Source organism: Neisseria sp. CP9 (genome assembly GCF_047758525.1).
In the GTDB taxonomy this organism is placed as follows: Bacteria; Pseudomonadota; Gammaproteobacteria; order Burkholderiales; family Neisseriaceae; genus Neisseria.
In genome coordinates this window covers 1324517-1344234 of sequence record NZ_CP180502.1, presented here as the reverse complement: position 1 = coordinate 1344234, position 19718 = coordinate 1324517, and the positions used below count along the sequence as shown (strand labels likewise).

The following is a 19718-nucleotide window of genomic DNA, read 5'->3' as shown; positions in this document are numbered from 1 at the left end:
ACCCAAAAACCAACCCATCCAAGGTCGTCTGAAAAAATAGACAGGCTTGCTGCAAACCGAATAATATCCAGATTTCCAACCATCCTTTAACCAGAAATAAAAATCATGAATTTCGATCTTGAAAACCTCTCTTCATTCGCGGGCTGGGAACGTCTTGCTGAAACCGGCATGGCATTCGGTACCAACCTCGTTGCCGCGCTGGCGATTTTCTTTGTCGGCAGATGGATTGCCGCCCGCCTTGTTATTTTGATGAAAGCTGCGCTAACCCGCGCCAAAGTGGACAGAACGCTCGTCAGCTTCCTTGGCAATGTGGCTAATGTCGGCCTGTTAATCCTGATCATCATTGCCGCGCTGGGCAAACTGGGCATCCCGACCACGTCGGTTACCGCCTTAATCGGCGGCGCGGGTTTGGCGGTGGCTTTGTCGCTGAAAGACCAACTGTCGAACTTTGCCGCCGGCGCGCTGATTATCCTGTTCCGCCCGTTTAAAGTCGGCGACTACATCAAGGTCAACGGCTTCGAAGGCTTTGTTAGCGAAATTAAAATGGTGCAGACCGCGCTGAGTACGCCGGATAACGAAGAAGTCATCCTGCCCAACAGCGTTGTCATGAGCAACTGTATCGTGAATCGTTCTTCCATGCCGCTGTGCCGCGTGCAGGTGGTGGTCGGTGTGGATTACGCCTGTGATTTGAAAGCCGCCAAAGCCGCCGTCTTGAAAGCCGCCACCGAACATCCTTTGTGCGTACAGACCCAAGGCAAAGAGGCAGTAACATATATTACCAACTTGGCCGACAGTGCCATCGAAATCACGCTTTGGGCGTGGACGAACGAAGCCGATTTGGGCGCGTTCCGCTTCGGGCTGAACGAGCAGGTAGTGGAAAACCTGCGTGCTGCCAATATCAATATTCCTTTCCCGCAGCGAGACGTGCATATCATCCAGCAGCAGTAGCAACTGTATTTTTCACCCCGTCGGGCAAAAATACCAAAACTCAAATCAAGCCGTTCGGATGCTGTTTTCGGTGATACCGTTTTCGGCAAAGTAATCACGCATCCGGGCATTCAATACCGTCAGCAGTTTGCGCATACATGCCGTAACGGCAACCTTATATGGCTTACCCTTGGACAGCAGGCGCTGGTAGAAATCCCGAATAAGCGGTTCAAAACGTGTCGCTACCATGGTAGCCATATACAGCGCCTTACGCACCGCAGACCTTCCGCCGAAGCAGCGGCTTTTGAATTTGGTTTCCCCGCTCTCCCTCGGGTGCGGGGCAATGCCGACCAAACTCGCCAGCCGTTTGTGGCTCAGCCGCCCCAATTCGGGCAGCATCGCCATCAGCGTAGCCGTCGTTATCGAACCGATGCCTTTGATTTGTTCCGCCACTTTGGCTTTGCCGTCAAAATGCGTGTGGGTGTGGTCGTCGATTTGTTTGTCCAATTCGTCAATCAACCTGTCAAAATGGGCAATCAGTTGTTTGACGCTTTCGACTTGCGTTTCATGAACCTGATGCAGACGGTTTTTCTCGGCAGTCCGCATATCCACCAGTTGGTTGCGGCGGTTGACCAATGCTTCCAACACTTCCTCCGCTTCGGTGGGCGGTTGGTAGAGCATGGTTTGCCAACCTTCTTTCTGCGTCATCATCTGTGCGAAGAAGGCGAGCATTTGGGCATCTTTGGCATCGGTTTTGGTCAGCGACTGCGATTGGGCAAACTGATGCGTCTGACGCGGGTTGGCGATAACCACGGCCATACCTGCGCGGTGGATGGCTTTGGCAGCGGGGATTTCGAGACCGCCGGTGCTTTCCATCACGACGAGGGCGACGTTGTGTTTTTTAAGGTATTCGACGGTATGGGCGATACCTTTTGGGTTGTTGGTTTCGGTTTTGGTTTTAGACAAAGACGAAACGGCGATGACGAAGTTTCGTTTGGCGATGTCGATGCCTGCGTAATTGTATTGGGTACTCATCATAAACCTGCCTTGCATTCGGTTGTGTTGTCTGGCAACTGTCCGGTTGTGTCGATGGGTTGCCCGGCCGCTCCCTGAGCTACGCAACGGTTGTTTGCCTTGGTCGGATGCGGGCGGCGGCCGGGCGGTTTGTTGCTATGATACGGGAGTTCCGATATACAAGGTCGGATACTTGTATCCGACAAAAGCCGCTGCCATCTCAAATAGCCGTCGGATTCGAGAATCCGACCTACTGAAACTGGGCATCAGGTGTAGGGTGTGTGCGGTACGCACGCACGCGGTGCTTGAAACCCAAAATCCATCCAAGGTCGTCTGAAAACCTTCTAAATGTTTTCAGACGACCTTTTTATATTCTTTCCGTTTCCTGTATTATTCATATTGATTTGAACACTTTTTCTTGAAAGGTCAAAAATAATGTCGCTCACTTTAAAATCTGTTCTGACCGCCGGTTTGCTCCTTCTTGGATTCCAAGCCGCTGCCCAAGATATTCCGCAAGCGTTTCAAGGCAAATGGGCCGGGCATTATGAAGGGAAGGTATCTCCCAAACATATAAGGGCTTTATGTGCCATGGGTTATGATGAAAACGCTGCTATAGATAATGTCGATGTGTCGGAAGATAGCGGCTTTTATATTGAAATAGGTAAAAAATCAATTGAATTAAATGGTTGGGAATGGGGTGCGAAATATACGAAACTGAATTATCGAATTTATTCACCCGATAAAATTGCAGGTACGGCACGCGTTCGGGAAGAGGAGCCGGAGCAAGGTACGCAGATTTATAACGATAATTTTGAGTTTTCGTTAAACCGAGGCGTGCTGATGCAAAGATTCCGTGATTACTCGACGGACGGCTCAGGCAAAAAAGTTTGGCGGACGCGTACGCTGATGCGTTGCAAATAATGCTGGGCAAACCGTAGCCGGTCGCAGGTTGGAGGCTTGTATCCGACAACAGCCGCTGCCATCTCAAATAGCCGTCGGATTCGAGAATCCGACCTACGGCAAAAACCGTAGCAGGAGAGAATAGAAACCCGTAGCGTGGTCTTTGCCCACGAATCAAACTCAAAATTTCAGACGACCTCTTTTACCCAACATTATCGTGGGCAAAGCCCACGCTACAATGTATACCGACTGCTGACGATATTGAATGATTACTTTGCCGAAAACGGTATCCGAACGGTTTGATTTGAGTTTTGGTATTTTTGCCTGACGGGGTCAAAAATACAGTTGCTACTGAAACTACCAAACCCTAACCCATCCGAGGTCGTCTGAAAACTTGAAAATCAGGTTTTCAGACGACCTTTATTCTTCCCGCCGACAGGCATACAATCAAAAGTGCAGTACCTTTCATTGATTCAATACAAGGAGACAGTTATGCGCGGCATAAAATCAGTTGCATTGTTGTGTACTTTGGCATTGGGTGCGCCGGCGTTTTCGGCGGGTTTGACCAAAACGCTGCCGGGCGATTTGACGACGGCTCAGGCGCAGGCGGTGGTGCAGGCTTCGATGAAAAAGGCACGTGAAATCAAGGTGCCGATGAATATCGCGGTCATGGACGCGGGCGGTAATTTGAAGGCGTTTGCGCGTATGGACGACGCGTTTATCGGCAGCATTGATATTGCGCAGAAAAAGGCGAAAACGGCGCGCTATTTCAATATGTCCACCCGCGATTTGGGCAAGGCTTCGCAGCCGGGCGGTGAGCTTTACGGTATTGAGGTGACCAACGACGGTTTGGTGATTTTTGCCGGCGGTGTGCTGCTGGTGGATAAAAACGGCGTTATCGTCGGCAGCGTCGGCGTGAGCGGCGGCTCGGTCGATGAAGACGAAAGCGTCGCGAAAGCAGGTGCGGCGGTATTGACGGGAAGGTAAGCCGCAGCTTGAGGCAACTTGACGCATTTCTTTTCATTGATTTGTGTTGGGTTGCTGAAATACGCAGAGGTCGTCTGAAAATGTGGGTTTAACTGCCGCAGTCTTTTCAGACGACCTTTTTACATTTGTTGAGACCTTTGCAAAATTCCCCAAAATCCCCTAAATTCCCATCAAGACATTTAGGGGATTTTCCATGAGCACCTTCTTCCGGCAAACCGCACAAGCCATGATTGCCAAACACATCGACCGCTTCCCGCTATTGAAGTTGGATCAGGTGATTGATTGGCAGCCGATCGAACAATACCTGAATCGTCAAAGAACCCGTTACCTTAGAGACCACCGCGGCCGTCCCGCCTATCCCCTGTTGTCCATGTTCAAAGCCGTCCTGCTCGGACAATGGCACAGCCTTTCCGATCCCGAACTCGAACACAGCCTCATCACCCGCATCGACTTCAACCTGTTTTGCCGTTTTGACGAACTGAGCATCCCCGATTACAGCACCTTGTGCCGCTACCGCAACTGGCTGGCGCAAGACGACACCCTGTCCGAATTGCTGGAACTGATTAACCGACAACTGACCGAAAAAAACCTAAAAGTAGAGAAGGCATCCGCCGCCGTCATTGACGCCACCATTATTCAAACCGCCGGCGGTAAACAGCTTCAGGCTATAGAAGTCGATGAAGAAGGACAAGTCAGCGGCCAAACCACACCGAGTAAGGACAAAGATGCCCGTTGGACAAAGAAAAACGGTCTCTACAGACTCGGTTACAAACAACATACCCGTACCGATGGGGAAGGCTATATCGAGAAACTGCACATTACCCCCGCCAATACCCATGAGTGCAACCACCTGTTGCCTTTGCTGGAAGGAATAGCCAAAGACACAACCGTCTATGCCGATAAAGGCTATGACAGTAAGGAAAACCGGCAACATCTGAAAGAACACCAGTTGTTGGACGGCATTATGCGCAAAGCCCACCGCAACCGTCCGCTGACGGAAGCGCAAACCAAACGTAACCGGTATTTGTCGAAGACCCGTTATGTGGTGGAACAAAGCTTCGGTACGCTGCACCGTAAATTCCGTTATGCGCGGGCAGCCTATTTTGGTCTGCTCAAAGTGAGTGCGCAAAGCCATCTGAAGGCGATGTGTTTGAACCTGTTGAAAGCGGCTAACAGGCTAAGTGTGCCTGTTGCTGCCTAAAAGGCGGCCTGGATGCCTGATTATCGGGTATCCGGGGAGGATTAAGGGGATATTTGGGTAAAATTAGGAGTGATTTGGGGGGGCGGAAATAGACGAAAACCTGTGTTTGGGTTTCGGCTGTCGGGGGAAGGGCTTTTTTGCAAAGGTCTCTTGTTGGCATTTTACCGCTTCGGGCATGACGTTCGGGCATATGGGGTCGTCTGAAACCTGAAATGCTGTCTTTCCCAAGCACAATTCGCCGCAATGGGATATGATTATCCTTTTTCAGACGACCTGTCCTTAATATAGGTAATATAGGTCGTCTGGAAAGTCGATTCCGTCGGGTGCGGCGGAGTCCTGTGCAGCCGTTAAGTCATACAAGAAAGTCAAGATGTCCGAAACAGCAGTCCAAGAAACCCAAGAAACGCCAAACAGTGTGCCTACGCCGTCTGAAACACAACCCACCCCGCCCAAGCGCAAGAGACGCTGGTTGCGGGGTCTGTTGCTGACGTTGGTTGTGCTGGTGTGCGCGCTGGCGGGCGTTATTGCTTGGCTGGTGGGGACGGAATCGGGCTTGCGTTTCGGTTTGTACAAGATTCCGTCGTGGTTTGGCGTGAAGATTGCGTCGGAAACGCTGGAAGGTACGCTGGTTAAGGGTTTTCACGGCGATAAGTGGATGATTGAAACGGATGGGGCGGATGTGAAAATCAGTGCGTTCCGTTTTGATTGGAAGCCGTCCGAGCTGTTTCAGTGCAGCCTGCACATTACTGAAATTGTGGCGGGCGATATTGCGGTCGTGCCGAAGCAGACGCCGCCGAAAGAGAAAAAGCCGTCCAAAGGACTGCCTGAGAGTATTGATTTGCCTGTGTTGGTGTTCGTTGACCGTTTGGAAACGGGCAGGCTCAGCGTGGGCAAAAATTTTGACAAGCAGACGGTCTATCTCGACCATCTGAATGCGGCATACCATTACGATCAGAAAGAACACCGCTTGGATTTGAAAGCCCTCGATACGCCGTGGAGCAATTCGACGGGTTCGGCGGTGGTCGGGCTGGAGAAGCCGTTTGCGCTCAATACGACGATTCAGACGAAGGGCGAGCTGGAAGGCGAGACGATAGAGGGTAAGGCGCGTCTGTGGGGCAGTTTGCAGGACGTGCAGACTGAAATTCTGCTGGACGGCGACAATGTGCATTTGTCGGCGAAATCGACGGTGCATCCGTTTGCCGCTTCGCTGGATAAGATGATCGGCGAGGTGCTGATTAAGGGTTTCAACATCAACCCGACCGCGTTCCTGCCGTCGCTGCCTAAGGCAAACCTGACGTTTGACGCGACCGTCGTGCCTTCGTTTACGCACGGTATCGCGCTGGACGGTTCGCTCGACTTGGAAAACAAGGCGGCGGGTTTTGCCGATGACAAAGCCATTCCGGTACGCAATATTTTGGCGGACTTCACGATTAACGACAACGGCGTGGTAACTGTCCAAGAGTCTGAAATCGGGTTGTTGGAGGAAGGTTCGTTCAATGTTGCCGGTACGGTCGATACGGTGAAAAACGCGCTTGCGCTCAAGATTAATGTGAACAACCTGGTTTCAGACGACCTCGTCCGCACCAATGTTGCCGGTCAGTGGAACGGATTTATCGGCGTCAAAGGCGAAACCGCCTCGCCCTCTGTGGACTGGAATCTTGAAAGCAGCAACGCGCAACTTTCCGGTCTGCTATCCTTTGTTACCGACAGACAACATGGTCAACGCACCCTCAAACTCGACCGCGTCCGCGTCGCGCCGCAAAACGGCGGCGAACTGACGGCGCAAGGTTCGCTCGAGCTTTTCAAAGACCGCCTGCTCAAGCTCGATGTTTCCAGCAAGGCGTTCAATCCTTCCCGCCTCGACTCAAAACTGCCCGCCGGCAGCGTCAACGGCACCATCAACCTCTCGGGCGAACTGGCGAAAGAAAAATTCGCCGGCAAAATGCAGTTTGCGCCGAGTACGTTAAACAACGTCCCCCTCAGCGGCAAAGCCGACGTCGTTTACGAATCCGGACATCTCCCGCGCGCGCTGACCGATCTGCGTTTGGGCAACAATATCGTTAAAACTAACGGCAGCTTCGGCAAAAAAGGCGACCGTCTCAATATCGACATCACCGCTCCCGACCTTTCCCGTTTCGGTTTCGGACTGGGCGGGCTGCTCAACATGCGCGGCTATATTTCAGGCGACCTCAAAGGCGGGCTGAAAACCTACGAAGCCGACCTTTCCGGCGAAGCGCGCGCACTGCGTGTCGGCGATGCCGTCAACATCCGTATGCTTGACTTCAAGCTCAAAGGCACGCCCGACATCAACCGTCCGCTTGCCGCCGACATCAAAGGCAGCCACATCGCCCTTTCCGGCGGCTCAACCGTCATCGATGCGGTCAACCTGTCGCTCAACGGCACGGGTGCGCAACACCGCATATACGGCAGCAGCAGCATGGCGTTGGACGGCAAACCTTACAAACTCGAAGTCAACGCGGCGGGCGGTCTGAACAAAGACTTCAATCAGTGGAAAGGCAGCGTGGACACGCTCGACATCGGCGGCGCGTTCAACCTCAAACTGCAAAACCGCATGAACCTCGAAGCAGGCGCGGAGCGTGTTTCCATGAGCGCGGCGCGCTGGAGCGCGATGGGCGGCAGCCTCAACCTGCAAAACTTCGTTTGGGACAAAAAAGCCGGCATCACCAGCAAAGGCAGCGCGCAAAGCCTGCACATCACCGAGCTGCAAAACTTCGTCAAAATCCCCGTCGAACACAACTTGGTACTCGGCGGCGATTGGGATTTGGCGTACAGTCAAAATGCCCGCGGCTACCTCAACATCAACCGCCAAAGCGGCGACATCATCCTGCCGAACAAAGACCCGAAAAAACAGATGCCTTTGGGCTTAAGCGCGCTCTCCCTGCGCACCCGTTTCCAAAACGTCCGCATCGACAGCACGCTTGACGGCAGCACCCGTTTCGGCAGCGTCAACGCCAATCTGGGCATCAGCCAGCAGTTCGGCAACAAAATCGCCAACGCGCCCATAAGCGGCAAAATCAACCTCAACGTCCCCGACTTGGGCGCAATCAAAACCTTCCTGCCCGCCACCGCGCAAGGCATTACAGGTCGTCTGAACGCAGCCGCCACCATAGGCGGGCGCGTCGGTTCGCCCACCATCGCAGCCACCTTGAACGGCACCAGCAACTACGGCACAGCCGAAGGTACGGTCAACATCGGACAAGGCGCCAGCATGGACACCGCGCCTTTGAGCGGCAAACTCAACCTCAACGTCGCCGACCTCGAAGTCTTCCGCAACTTCCTGCCCGTCGGACAAACCGTCAAAGGTCGTCTGAATGCCGCCGTCAGCCTTGGCGGACGCGTCGGCGAACCGCAGCTTTCCGGTACGCTCAACGGCGAAAACCTCTACTACCGCAACCAAACCCAAGGCCTCATCCTCGACAACGGCGTTTTACGTTCCCATTTGCAGGGACAGCGCTGGGTCATCGACAGCCTCAAGTTCCATAAAGGCGGTACGCTCGAGCTGAAAGGCTCGGTCAACCTTGCCAACGCCGACCCTGACGTTGACGTGGATGTCGTCTTCGACAAATACGACACCCTTTCCCGTCCGAACCGCCGCCTGCGCCTCTCCGGCAGCGCGAAAGTGCAATACAACCAGCAAAAAGGCGTGTTCCTCAACGGTACGTTGAACAGCGACTACGGTATGTTCGGTTCGCAAAAATCCTCCATGCCCTCGTTGGACGACGATGTCGTCGTGTTGGGCGAAGAGAAAAAACAAACCGCCGCCGTGACGCCTATCAACCTCAACCTCACGCTCAACCTCAACGACAATATCCGTTTCGTCGGTTACGGCGCAGACATCACCATAGGCGGCAAGCTGACCATCACTTCCCGCCCGGGCGAAGCCATCCAAGGCATCGGTACGGTGAAAGTCGTCAAAGGCCGTTACAAAGCCTACGGACAAGACCTCGACATCACTAAAGGTACGGTTTCTTTCGTCGGCCCGCTCAACAACCCCAACTTGAACATCCGCGCCGAACGCCGTCTTTCCCCCGTCGGTGCAGGCGTCGAAGTCCTCGGCAGCCTAAACAATCCGCGCGTGACCCTCGTTGCCAAAGAAGCGATGAGCGAAAAAGACAAACTTTCTTGGCTCATCCTCAACCGTGCCAGCAGCGGCAGCGACGGCGACAATGCCGCACTTTCTGCAGCAGCAGGCGCGCTCCTTGCCGGACAGGTCAACGACAGGCTCGGACTGGTGGACGATTTGGGCATCACCAGCCAACGCAGCCGCAACGCCCAAACCGGCGAACTCAACCCCGCCGAACAAGTGCTGACCGTCGGCAAGCAGTTCACCAACAACCTCTACGCAGGTTACGAATACGGTCTTTCCAGTGCCGAACAGTCGGTCAAGCTCGTGTACCAGCTCACCCGCGCCATCCAAGCCGTTGCCCGCGTCGGCAGCCGTTCATACGGCGGCGAGTTGAAATACACCATCCGTTTCGACAGGCTCTTCCGTTCGGATTACGAAGACGACCGCAAAATCGAAGAAGCGGAAAAACAAAAAGCCGCGCAAATGCAATAACGCCGACTGAAAGGAAAAGGTCGTCTGAAAACCACACTTTAGGGTTTTCAGACGACCTTTTTCATGCGCGGCTATCCTGTTCCTTTTTTCAGAGGATAGGTAGGCAGGTCGGTCATATCCGTTCCGCAGGGGCGCTGTCGGACAGGTTTTCAGACGACCCCATAGCCCCCGTCCCGCCCTAAAATCCTGTTAGAATACCGTTTCATTTCATTCATAATAATCAAACCATTCCCATTTAAAGCTGCGCCCAATACGATGAAACTCCCGCCGCTCAAACCCCTCATCATCACCTCGCTGCCCGTCTTCGCCAGCGTCTTTATCGCCGCGACCCTCGTCTGGCGGTTTGGCACGCCCAAGCTCGCCATGCCGTTTGTACTCGGCATCATTGCGGGCGGCCTCGTCGATTTGGACAACCGCCTGACAGGTCGTCTGAAAAACATCATCATCACCGTCGCCCTGTTTACCATTTCATCGCTCGTTGCCCAAAGCACGCTCGGCACAGGTCTGCCCTTTATTCTCGCCATGACCCTGATGACCTTCGGCTTTACCATTTTGGGCGCGGTCGGACTGAAATACCGCACCTTCGCGTTCGGCGCACTTGCCGTCGCCACCTACACCACGCTCACCTACACCCCCGACACCTTCTGGCTGACCAATCCCGTCATGATTCTGCTCGGGACCGTGTTATACAGCACCTGCACACTTGTTTTCCAAATCATCCTCCCGCACCGCCCCGTCCAAGAAAGCGTCGCCAACGCCTACGAAGCGCTCGGCGGCTATTTTGACGCCAAAGCCGACTTTTTCGATCCCGACGAAGCCGCCTGGCTTGGCAACCGCCAAATCGATCTTGCCATGAGCAACACCGGCGTCATCACTGCCTTCAACCAATGCCGCGCCGCCCTGTTTTACCGCCTGCGCGGCAAACACCGCCACCCGCGCACCGCCAAAATGCTGCGCTACTACTTTACCGCCCAAGACATACACGAACGCGTCAGCTCCGCCCACGCCGACTACACTGAGCTGACCGATACCCTTAAAAACACCGACCTCATCTTCCGCATCCGCCGCCTGCTCGAAATGCAGGGGCAGGCGTGCCGCAACGTTGCCGCCGCCCTGAGGAACGGCAAAGACTACACATACAGCAAACGCCTCGGACGCGCGATGGAAGGCTGCCGCCAATCCCTCGCCCACTACACCGACGACCACCCCGAAAGCCGCAACATCCACCACATCCGCCGCCTGCTCGACAACCTCGGCAGCGTCGACCACCAACTGCGCCAACTCCAACACAGCGACTCCCCCGCCGAAAACGACAACAGCAGCGACACCCGCATCGCCGCCCTCGAAAACAGCAGCCTGAAAAACGTCTGGCAGACCGTCCGCAGCCAGCTTAACTTCGAGTCGGGCGTGTTCCGTCACGCCACGCGCCTCTCCATCCTCGTTGCCGCCTCCTGCACCATCGTCGAAATCCTCCATCTCAACCTCGGCTACTGGATACTCCTGACCGCCGTTTTCGTCTGCCAACCCAACTACACCGCCACCAAAAGCCGCGTGTACCAACGCATTGCCGGCACCATCCTTGGCGTCATCGTCGGCTCCCTCGTGCCTTATTTCACCCCCTCCGTCGAAACCAAACTCTGGATCGTCATCGCCAGCACCACCCTGTTTTTCATGACCCGAAGCTACAAATACAGCTTCTCCACCTTCTTCATCACCATCCAAGCCCTCACCAGCTTCTCCCTCGCCGGGCTGGACGTCTATGCCGCCATGCCCGTCCGCATCATCGACACCATCGTCGGCTCCGTCCTCGCGTGGGCAGCCGTCACCTACCTCTGGCCGGATTGGCGTTACCTCACCCTCGAAAAAACCGCCGCCCAAACCGTCGGCGGCAACGGCGCCTACCTCAGAAAAATCCTCGACCAGCTCCAATACGGCATCGCCGATGACGTCGAATACCGCACCGTCCGCCGCCAAGCCCACGAACGCACCGCCACCCTCAGCAGCACCCTCTCCGACATGAGCAGCGAACCCAAAAAATACGGCAACAACCTGCAAAGCGGCTTCACCCTCCTCAAAACCAGCTACGCCCTGACCGGCTACATCTCCGCGCTCGGCGCATACCGCAGCGAAATGGACGGCGCGTGCAGCCCCGACTTCGTCCGCAAGTTCTACCAAAGCGGCTACCGCATCGCCGACCTGCTCGAACGCCTCCCGCAAACAAGCGAACAAGATTTTCAGACGACCCTCTCCCAAATCCGAACCGACTTGGAAGCCTTACAAACAGAAGCAGGCGACGAACGTCAAAGCCACATCCTCCACCGGCAGCTCACCCTCATCGCCAACCAGCTCGATCCCTGCTACCGCAGCCTGCACGACATTGAAGCCATCCCGCAGGCCGCGTGATATAGTGGATTAACTTTAAACCAGTACGTCGTTGCCTCGCCTTAGCTCAAAGAGAACGATTCTCTAAGGTGCTGAAGCACCAAGTGAATCGGTTCCGTACTATCTGTACTGTCTGCGGCTTCATCGCCTTGTCCTGATTTTTGTTAATCCACTATATTAATCGGCAGGCAAACGAAAGGTCGTCTGAAAACCCGAAACAAGGTTTTGAACTGCACCCCAAAAGTTGAACACATCCCCTCCAACTCACAAGGTGCAGTTTTTTTATGAGCAAATATACATTACACTTCAAATACCAAGCCGTACTCCACTACCTGCACATACGCAGCCAACAGCGTACCGCAGACCACTACGGCATCTCCCGAACCCACCTGCGACGATGGATACGCGCCTATCAGGAAGGCGGCATCGGCGCACTCGAACATCCCCAATCCAAAACCATGACCGAACACCGCAAAAACCCCTTCATCGCCGACAAACCCGACCACGAAAAAACACAGGCAGAGCTTATCGAAGAGTTGTGCTATATGCGCGCAGAGGTCGCCTACCTAAAGGAGTTAAAAGCCCTCAGCCAAAAGCGGACCGCAAAGGACAAAGCCAAACCGTCCAAGCACTGAGGGCGCAACACCCGCTCAAATACCTGCTGCACATCGCAAACCTGCCCAAAAGCAGCTTTTACTACCACCATCAAGACCGACCCGACCCCGATGAAGCCGACAAAGCCCTCCTTGTCGAAACCTACCGGCGACATAAAGGACGATACGGACAAAGGCGCATTGCCACAGCATTGGATTGGAACCGCAAAAAAGCAGCTCGGTTGATGAAACAGATGGGGCTGAAAGCCCTCATACGGGCGAAAAAAGCCTACCGCCATCCCGCCATGGGCGAGATATCGGAACACCTCCTCAAACGCCGGTTCACAGCCGAAAGACCCAACGAAAAATGGCTGACAGACGTGACCGAACTCAAAGGAAAGGACAGCAAACTGTACCTCTCGCCAATCTTGGACTTGTTCAACCGCGAGATCGTCGCCTACGCCATGAGCCGCAATGCTAACAGCGAAATGGTGAAGGAAATGCTCGAAAAAGCCGCACCCCGGCTGACTGATAAGGGAACGATGCTTCATTCGGACCAAGGCGTGCTGTACCGTACGGCGGGGTATAGGGAATTGCTTGCGGAACATTCCATGGTTCAAAGCATGTCGCGAAAGGCGAATTGTTGGGACAATGCACCGATGGAAAGCTTCTTTGCGGTGTTGAAGACGGAGTGTTTCTATAACGCAGGAGAATTGACGGTGGACGAATTGATGAAACAGATAGATGACTATATGGATTACTACAACCGGGAGCGTTGCAGTCTGAAATTGAAAAAGCTGAGTCCTGTCGCATACAGAACCCAGCTTGCACAGAGCGCCTGAAAAGGCTTTTATGAGTGTCCAAGATTTGGGGGCCAGTTCACCAACCACTGGTACCATAGTGTTGCACTTGAAATCCGAATCCAGGAACCTTAAAACTCAATCAAATAATATCCGGATTCAGCACCAAATCATATTCACCAAACTTTGGAAATAGGATTACCTTATCTTTTTGGGGATATAATTCTGTTTTTTCATATCGCTCATTATTAATAAAATCCTCTTTCAAAACATAGCAATCATCTGTATTTTCATTGAAGAAATAAGTATATCCTTCTGCCAAATCATGAGATTCCAAAGTTATATAATCTCTCCATACAGCCGTAGAAAGAAAATAATAATTCGAATTAGAATATTTTTGAAATTGATGGGTTAAATAATCCCTTCCAAATTTATCGAAAAAATTTACCGAAAAAAAACCTACTTCCTCTCGCAAGGTAATTACATATTCAGGTTGTGTCACCGAACCTATTACGGCAGTATATAACTCCCCTTTAATATGTTTTTCTTCAGCTTGTTTCTCAGAAAAAGGCTTATGAAGTTTCTTATAACCATAAGACCACTGCTCACAATAAAAAATATCTTTCTTCATTTGTAAATCTTTCCTGTTGTATCCCTAATAATAACATTTTCTTCAAGCTTTCTTCCTCTTAGTGGAGCAGGTGTACTTGGAACATTGGAAATGACAACACCAGGGCTGTATTTGCTGAAAGCCTCCTTGATACAACCAATCCCCGTACTTTTTGTAGTCTTTTTGAAGTCGTCTGAAACCTGAATTTTGGGCTTCAGACGACCATTTATGCAATGAAAGCTGGCTTGGGATAACTCAAGTAGCGTGGGCTTTGTCTGTGAACTTGCCGTTAAAAAGGTCGTCTGAAAATTTTCAGACGACCTTGTTTATATAAACCAACGCGTTATTCCCCGCCTTCAACACCTTCAACAATCTGTTTGAGGCGGTACAGTGCGTCTAAGGCTTCGCGGGGAGTGAGGTCGTCGGGGCGGAGTTGGTTTAGGGCTTCGGCGAGTGCGTGGTGGGCGGGGTGGTTTTCTTGGCTTGCGGTGGTTTGGGCTTCAGTGTCTGCTGTTTCGTCTTGGCTAAACCCGCTGTATTCGTTTTCAGACAACAGGGTGCTGAAGATGTCTAGCTGCGGGCGGACGGCGGCGGCTTGGGCTTCGAGTTCGTCCAGATGTTTTTGGGCGGCTTTGAGGGCGCGGGTGGGCAGGCCGGCGAGTTTGGCGACGGCGATGCCGTAGCTTTTGCTGGCGGGGCCGGGTTCGATGTGGTGGAGGAAGACGATGTCTTGTCCTTGTTCGAGCGCGGAGAGGTGCATGTTGACTGCCGTCGCGTGTGCTTCCGGCAGTTTGGTCAGCTCGAAATAGTGGGTGGCGAAGAGGCTGAAGGATTTGTTTTTTTGCAGCAGGTGTTCGGCGATGGCGTGCGCGAGGGCGAGGCCGTCGAAGGTGGAGGTGCCGCGTCCGACTTCGTCCATGAGGACGAGGGATTGGTCGGTGGCGTGGTGGAGGATGTAGGCGGTTTCGCTCATTTCGACCATGAAGGTGGAGCGGTTGGAGGCGAGGTCGTCGGATGCGCCGATGCGGGTGAAGATTTGGTCGATGGGTCCGATTTGGGCGGTGTCGGCGGGGACGAAGCTGCCGGTGTGCGCCATGAGGACAATGTGGGCGACTTGGCGCATGTAGGTGGATTTGCCGCCCATGTTGGGGCCGGTCAGGAGCATGAGGCGGTGTTTGTGGTCGAGGCGGGTGTGGTTGGCGGTGAAGTGGCGCACTTGCTGCTCGACGACGGGATGGCGGCCGTTTTCGATATGGATGACGGGGTAGTCGGCGAACTCGGGGCAGACGAAGCCGCGTTCGGCGGCGGTGGCGGCGAAGGTGGAGAGTACGTCGAGGGCGGCGGCGGCTTTGGCGGCTTTTTGAAGCTGGGGTAGGGTCGTCTGAATGTCTTTGAGGAGGGCTTCAAACAGGCGTTTTTCCAATGCCAATGCCTGCTCTTGCGCGGTCAGGACTTTGTCTTCGAAGGTTTTGAGTTCGGGGGTGATGAAGCGTTCGGCGTTTTTGAGGGTCTGGCGGCGTTGGTAGTCGGCGGGGGCTTGTTCGGCTTGGACTTTGGATAACTCGATGTAGAAGCCGTGGACGCGGTTGAACTCGACTTTGAGGGTGGAAAGGCCGGTGCGTTCGCGTTCGCGCGCTTCGAGGTCGAGCAGGAATTCGTCGCCGTGGTTTTGGATGTGGCGCAACTCGTCAAGTTCTGCCGAATAGCCTTGGTTGATGACGCCGCCGTCTTTGAGCCAGACGGCGGGTTCGGGCATCACGGCGGCTTTGAGGGTTTCGGCGACGGACAGGGTTTCGGGAAAAACGGCTTTGAGGGTTTCCAAAAGGCTGCTGCCCTCGGCGGACAGTTCGATTTCATTCAGGGCAAACAGGCTGTCGCGCAGGGCAGCGAGGTCGCGCGGGCGGGCGTTGCCGACAGCGATGCGGGCGGCGATGCGTTCGATGTCCGCGATGTTTTTCAGACGACCTTGCAGGGCTTCGTATTGCGAACCCAGCGCGGCAACGGCTTCTTGGCGGGCGCAGATGTGGGCGCGGCTGCGTAAGGGGTGGTGCAGCCAGAGTGCCAAGAGACGGCTGCCCATGTGGGTGGCGCAGCCGTCGAGTATGGAAAACAGGGTCGGCGATTTTTTGCCGGAGAGGGTTTGCGTGATTTCGAGATTGCGGCGCGTGGCGGCGTCCATGCCGATATATTGGCTGTCGGTTTCGAGCGAAATGCCGTCTAAGTGTTGCGGCATCAGGTTTTGCGTCAGGCGGATGTAGTTCAGCAGCGCGCCCGCCGCGCCGACGGCGGCTTCGTGTTCCTTGCCGTCCAAACCGAAGCCGTGCAGGTCCTGACAGCCGAAGTATTCGGTCAACAATTTCGCGCCGGCGTCGGCGGCAAACTGCCACGAGTTCAGGCGCGTGATGTTGGCGGAGGTCGTCTGAAAACCATTAGGCAGGCTTTTGCCTTCGGGCAACAGGATTTCCGCCGCCTGCAAACGCGCCAGCTCGTCGGCGAGTTTGTCTGCCGTCGTCAGCTTGGTTTTGAATTCGCCGCTTTGCAAAGATGCCCACGCGATGGCGACGTGTTTTTTATCCGCGTTCACCGCCGCGATGCGGTTGGTTTCCTTGTCTTCCAAAAACGCCGCGTCGGTCAGCGTGCCGGGCGTAACGATGCGCACGACTTTGCGCTCTACCGGCCCTTTGCCCGCGCCGACTTCGCCCACCTGCTCGCACACCGCCACGCTTTTGCCCATCTTCACCAACCGCGCCAGATACTGCTCCGCCGCGTGAAACGGCACACCCGCCATCTTAATCGGCACGCCGTCCATCTGCCCGCGCGTGGTCAGGGTGATGTCCAACAGCTTCGCCGCTTCCACTGCGTCATCCAAAAACAGCTCGTAAAAATCGCCCATGCGGTAAAACACCAGCTTGTCGGCGTGCTGCGATTTGATGGCGAGATACTGCTGCATCATCGGGGAAACGGCGGATTTGCTCATGGGAATGCCTTGCAAAACGGAAAAGCCTTATTGTAGCAAAAGGTCGTCTGAAACCCTAAAACAAGGTTTCAGACGACCTTTTATGTATGCTGCTTTGGGTTAGTCGTAAACGAAAATAATGTCCAAGTCTTTTTTCGGCAGGAAATTTTCTTTGACTGCTTGGAAGCGGTTGGGCCCGACTTTGCGCAGGGATTTGTCCCAACAGAGCGACAGTACGGTATTGGGCTCGCGGTCTATGGTCAGGGTGAATTTACCGATGGGTTTTGCCCAGTTGGCACCTGTGGTCAGGATATAGCCCAAATGGTGATAGACCTTTTCTTCTTTCACATTTTTAAAGTTGTTGAGGAAGTTTTCATCCATGCAGTAAGCGTCAATAAATGCTTTGCTGTCTTTGGCTTTGAGCGAAGGCAGGAAGCTGCCGCCGACCAGCGGGGTGTATTGGTGTTTGATTTCGGTGACGCTGCCGGCTTTGAAGGTTTGCTTCCAGCTGTAAACAATCTGCGCCGACCAATCGGGCAGTTCATCCGGCTGCTTGGGCAGCATGGATTGGACTTTGGCGGAGCGGCAGGCTCTGATTTTGCTGCCGATTTTTTCACCGTCTTGCTTTTGCGTCCAAGGGTGCATCAGTTCCTGATCGCTCAAACCGCATTTCTTCAAATCGGCGGTCACGTCCACCAGCGAGCCGTTACTCCGTTCAAAATAGGCACGGACGTGGGCTTGCGGGCGGACAGGTTTGCCGTCGGCGTAAATTCGGAAGCTGTCAACCAAGCCCTTAGTGTCGGCAAAGTCGGAATATGTGAAGGAAGGAACAATCGGCAAAGGGAAAAGGACGGTTTCGGTAATGTCTTGCGAGGAGGTGTTTTTAAACCGGTAATGCACGCGAATCTGGTGTTCGCTGATGTACAAATCTTCGCTCTGCATATCGATATGCGGATTTTTCAGATATTTGATGCCGCTCGTGCTGACTGTACCCGTGCTGTCGTTGGCATGGGCTGCTCCGGCAAGCAGGAGGAGCAGGAGGAAAGAGTGGGGTTTCATGGGTTCAAAGTCCTTAAAAACAGGTCGTCTGAAACGGCATTTCAGACGACCTTCTTAATGAATCAGTATTTAATCTACGCCTTTGAGCATTTTATTCAAAATAGGTACAAGCAGCAACAATACCAAACCGGTTATCACGCCTATGCCGCAAATCATCCAGTAGAAATCCAGCGGTGCTTTCTCCTTGAATCCCTCTTTGAACAACACGCCGCCCAAAGTGAAACCCACTGAAAAACCCAAGAAATTGAGCGCGACCATTTGCGTTTTGAACATGGGCGGGGCGATTTTGGTCGCGATGGAAAGTGCAATCGGCGAAATCATCAGTTCGCCTATGGTGAGGACGAGCAGGAACAGTGCGAAAACACTAATCGGCATGGGTGTCTCTGATGAGACATACGGTACGAATATCAGATAGGATACGCCGACAACAATCATCGCCAACACGAATTTAAACGGGGTTTTCGGCTGATATTTGCCCATTTTCGTCCAAATTGCCGCCATCATGCCCGAGAAGAGGATGACCCACATGCTTTGGATGGAATCTTTCCAAGCAACGGGGACAGTCCAGCCGAATAGGGTGCGGTCAACCGTTTTGTCAAAATATACCGTTGCTACGGAATAGACTTGTGACCAGACTGCCCAAAACAGGCAGATGGTCAGAAACAGCGGAATATAGGCAATGATGTGGCGTTTGTTTTCAGACGACACATGGCTGCTGCCGAGCAGGCGCGAGAAATAGGCGATAATGGTCAGAATGACCGTACCGAGCAGGAATTTGGGGAAGTTGTCCAAATTGAGCGTGCCCGAGGCAATCAGGCTGCCGATAATCAAGACAATCAACACGGCGACTGCCGCAGCGGTCTGCACTTTTTCAGGGCGCAGCGGATTGGGGGCAGGCGTATGCGGCAGCAGTTTGCGTCCCGCAGAGTAAAGGCACAGCCCCAAAGCCATACCGACTGCCGCCGCGCCGAAGCCGTAGTGGAAACCCATCTTCGTTTGCAGCAAGCCGGTCAGGAGCGGGCCTAAAAAGCCGCCGATGTTGATGGAGATATAGAAAATCGAAAAACCCGCATCGCGCAGGGGCTTCATGTGATCCGCCTCATAAAGCGAGCCGACCATCGAGCTTGCCGACGATTTCACGCCGCCGCTGCCCAATGCGATACACACCAAGCCGCTCAATAGCCCGTACAGCCCCGGTGCGATTGCCAAAACGATGTGTCCGAGCATGACCACGATGCCGGAAATAAACAGCGTTCTCTCCGCGCCCCAAATCCGGTCGGCAAGCCATGCGCCGAGTATGGTGGACAAATACACGCTGCCGCCGTATGCGCCGACAATGCCGCCGGCGAGCGACTTGTCTATGCCCAAACCGCCTTTATTGGCAGCGTAATACAAATAAATCAATAAGATACCCTGCATACCGTAAAACGAGAAACGTTCCCACAATTCGATATGGAATAGGGTAGAAAGCTGGATGGGATGCCCGAAGAAGGTTTTTTCCTTGCGGGCGGACTGGTTGTCAGACATATTAAAGTTCTCCTGTTGGCAGAGGTTTGGCAGACGGACCGCCCCGGCGGAAACCTGCCCTCCCCACCGGCATTTTCAATATTTTTCTTAGAGCGGGTGCGTGCCTAAGGATTGCCTGCCGCACCCTTCGGGTTTGGCGGAAACGCCCGTATCCGAAGGTTTTATTCGGATTTACAGGAGTTT

The 19718-nt window shown here is 53.9% G+C and carries 13 protein-coding genes; 8 read left to right on the top strand and 5 right to left on the bottom strand.

Annotation, left to right across the window (positions count from 1 at the left end; all coding sequences use genetic code 11):
* The first annotated feature begins 105 nt into the window (after nt 1-105).
* On the top strand, nt 106-948 hold the full coding sequence (locus tag ACMYUL_RS06375; RefSeq protein ID WP_070512902.1) for a mechanosensitive ion channel family protein: 843 nt from the start codon (nt 106-108) through the stop codon (nt 946-948).
* A 45-nt stretch (nt 949-993) separates the two neighbouring features.
* Here the strand turns inward: ACMYUL_RS06375 and ACMYUL_RS06370 are convergent, their stop codons facing one another.
* Nucleotides 994-1962: an IS110 family transposase gene (locus ACMYUL_RS06370; RefSeq protein ID WP_415772899.1), complete on the bottom strand. Its 969-nt coding sequence runs from the start codon at nt 1960-1962 to the stop codon at nt 994-996.
* 414 nt (nt 1963-2376) lie between these two features.
* Between ACMYUL_RS06370 and ACMYUL_RS06365 the strand changes: the two genes are divergently transcribed.
* From ACMYUL_RS06365 to ACMYUL_RS06335, 7 genes are all read left to right on the top strand, one after another.
* Nucleotides 2377-2862 (top strand): hypothetical protein, encoded by a 486-nt coding sequence (locus tag ACMYUL_RS06365; protein WP_070514103.1) that lies wholly within the window; start codon nt 2377-2379, stop codon nt 2860-2862.
* Between the two features lie 471 nt (nt 2863-3333).
* A complete protein-coding gene (locus ACMYUL_RS06360) occupies nt 3334-3828 on the top strand; it encodes a GlcG/HbpS family heme-binding protein (protein WP_070514104.1) in 495 nt (164 codons plus the stop codon).
* Nucleotides 3829-4021: 193 nt separating this feature from the next.
* Nucleotides 4022-5029: an IS5 family transposase gene (locus ACMYUL_RS06355; protein ID WP_415772686.1), complete on the top strand. Its 1008-nt coding sequence runs from the start codon at nt 4022-4024 to the stop codon at nt 5027-5029.
* 370 nt (nt 5030-5399) lie between these two features.
* On the top strand, nt 5400-9608 hold the full coding sequence (locus ACMYUL_RS06350; protein ID WP_415772684.1) for a translocation/assembly module TamB domain-containing protein: 4209 nt from the start codon (nt 5400-5402) through the stop codon (nt 9606-9608).
* A 255-nt stretch (nt 9609-9863) separates the two neighbouring features.
* Entirely contained in the window at nt 9864-12011 is a 2148-nt protein-coding gene (gene yccS / locus ACMYUL_RS06345) for a YccS family putative transporter (RefSeq protein WP_415772682.1), read from the top strand.
* A gap of 263 nt (nt 12012-12274) precedes the next feature.
* Nucleotides 12275-12625: a helix-turn-helix domain-containing protein gene (locus ACMYUL_RS06340; protein WP_415772680.1), complete on the top strand. Its 351-nt coding sequence runs from the start codon at nt 12275-12277 to the stop codon at nt 12623-12625.
* A complete protein-coding gene (locus ACMYUL_RS06335; RefSeq protein WP_415772678.1) occupies nt 12529-13425 on the top strand; it encodes an IS3 family transposase in 897 nt (298 codons plus the stop codon). Before ACMYUL_RS06340 ends, ACMYUL_RS06335 begins: the two co-directional genes overlap by 97 nt.
* A 100-nt stretch (nt 13426-13525) precedes the next feature.
* On the opposite strand, the gene ACMYUL_RS06330 is transcribed toward ACMYUL_RS06335, so the two are convergent.
* From ACMYUL_RS06330 to ACMYUL_RS06315, 4 genes are all read right to left on the bottom strand, one after another.
* A complete protein-coding gene (locus tag ACMYUL_RS06330) occupies nt 13526-14014 on the bottom strand; it encodes a hypothetical protein (RefSeq protein ID WP_415772676.1) in 489 nt (162 codons plus the stop codon).
* 322 nt (nt 14015-14336) lie between these two features.
* A complete protein-coding gene (mutS, locus tag ACMYUL_RS06325; RefSeq protein ID WP_415772674.1) occupies nt 14337-16970 on the bottom strand; it encodes a DNA mismatch repair protein MutS in 2634 nt (877 codons plus the stop codon).
* A 99-nt stretch (nt 16971-17069) separates the two neighbouring features.
* Nucleotides 17070-18008, bottom strand: a complete 939-nt coding sequence (locus ACMYUL_RS06320; protein ID WP_415772672.1) for a DUF4424 family protein — start codon at nt 18006-18008, stop codon at nt 17070-17072.
* 69 nt (nt 18009-18077) lie between these two features.
* Nucleotides 18078-19535: an oligopeptide:H+ symporter gene (locus tag ACMYUL_RS06315; protein WP_415772670.1), complete on the bottom strand. Its 1458-nt coding sequence runs from the start codon at nt 19533-19535 to the stop codon at nt 18078-18080.
* Nucleotides 19536-19718 lie beyond the last annotated feature (183 nt).

Bases quoted from the DNA above. Each gene is read 5' to 3' on its own strand.
- ACMYUL_RS06330 (WP_415772676.1), bottom strand. From the start codon at position 14,014: ATGAAGAAAGATATTTTTTATTGTGAGCAGTGGTCTTATGGTTATAAG.
- ACMYUL_RS06375 (WP_070512902.1), top strand. From the start codon at position 106: ATGAATTTCGATCTTGAAAACCTCTCTTCATTCGCGGGCTGGGAACGT.
- mutS (WP_415772674.1), bottom strand. From the start codon at position 16,970: ATGAGCAAATCCGCCGTTTCCCCGATGATGCAGCAGTATCTCGCCATC.
- ACMYUL_RS06355 (WP_415772686.1), top strand. From the start codon at position 4,022: ATGAGCACCTTCTTCCGGCAAACCGCACAAGCCATGATTGCCAAACAC.
- ACMYUL_RS06350 (WP_415772684.1), top strand. From the start codon at position 5,400: ATGTCCGAAACAGCAGTCCAAGAAACCCAAGAAACGCCAAACAGTGTG.
- ACMYUL_RS06340 (WP_415772680.1), top strand. From the start codon at position 12,275: ATGAGCAAATATACATTACACTTCAAATACCAAGCCGTACTCCACTAC.
- ACMYUL_RS06365 (WP_070514103.1), top strand. From the start codon at position 2,377: ATGTCGCTCACTTTAAAATCTGTTCTGACCGCCGGTTTGCTCCTTCTT.
- ACMYUL_RS06370 (WP_415772899.1), bottom strand. From the start codon at position 1,962: ATGAGTACCCAATACAATTACGCAGGCATCGACATCGCCAAACGAAAC.
- yccS (WP_415772682.1), top strand. From the start codon at position 9,864: ATGAAACTCCCGCCGCTCAAACCCCTCATCATCACCTCGCTGCCCGTC.
- ACMYUL_RS06360 (WP_070514104.1), top strand. From the start codon at position 3,334: ATGCGCGGCATAAAATCAGTTGCATTGTTGTGTACTTTGGCATTGGGT.
- ACMYUL_RS06315 (WP_415772670.1), bottom strand. From the start codon at position 19,535: ATGTCTGACAACCAGTCCGCCCGCAAGGAAAAAACCTTCTTCGGGCAT.
- ACMYUL_RS06320 (WP_415772672.1), bottom strand. From the start codon at position 18,008: ATGAAACCCCACTCTTTCCTCCTGCTCCTCCTGCTTGCCGGAGCAGCC.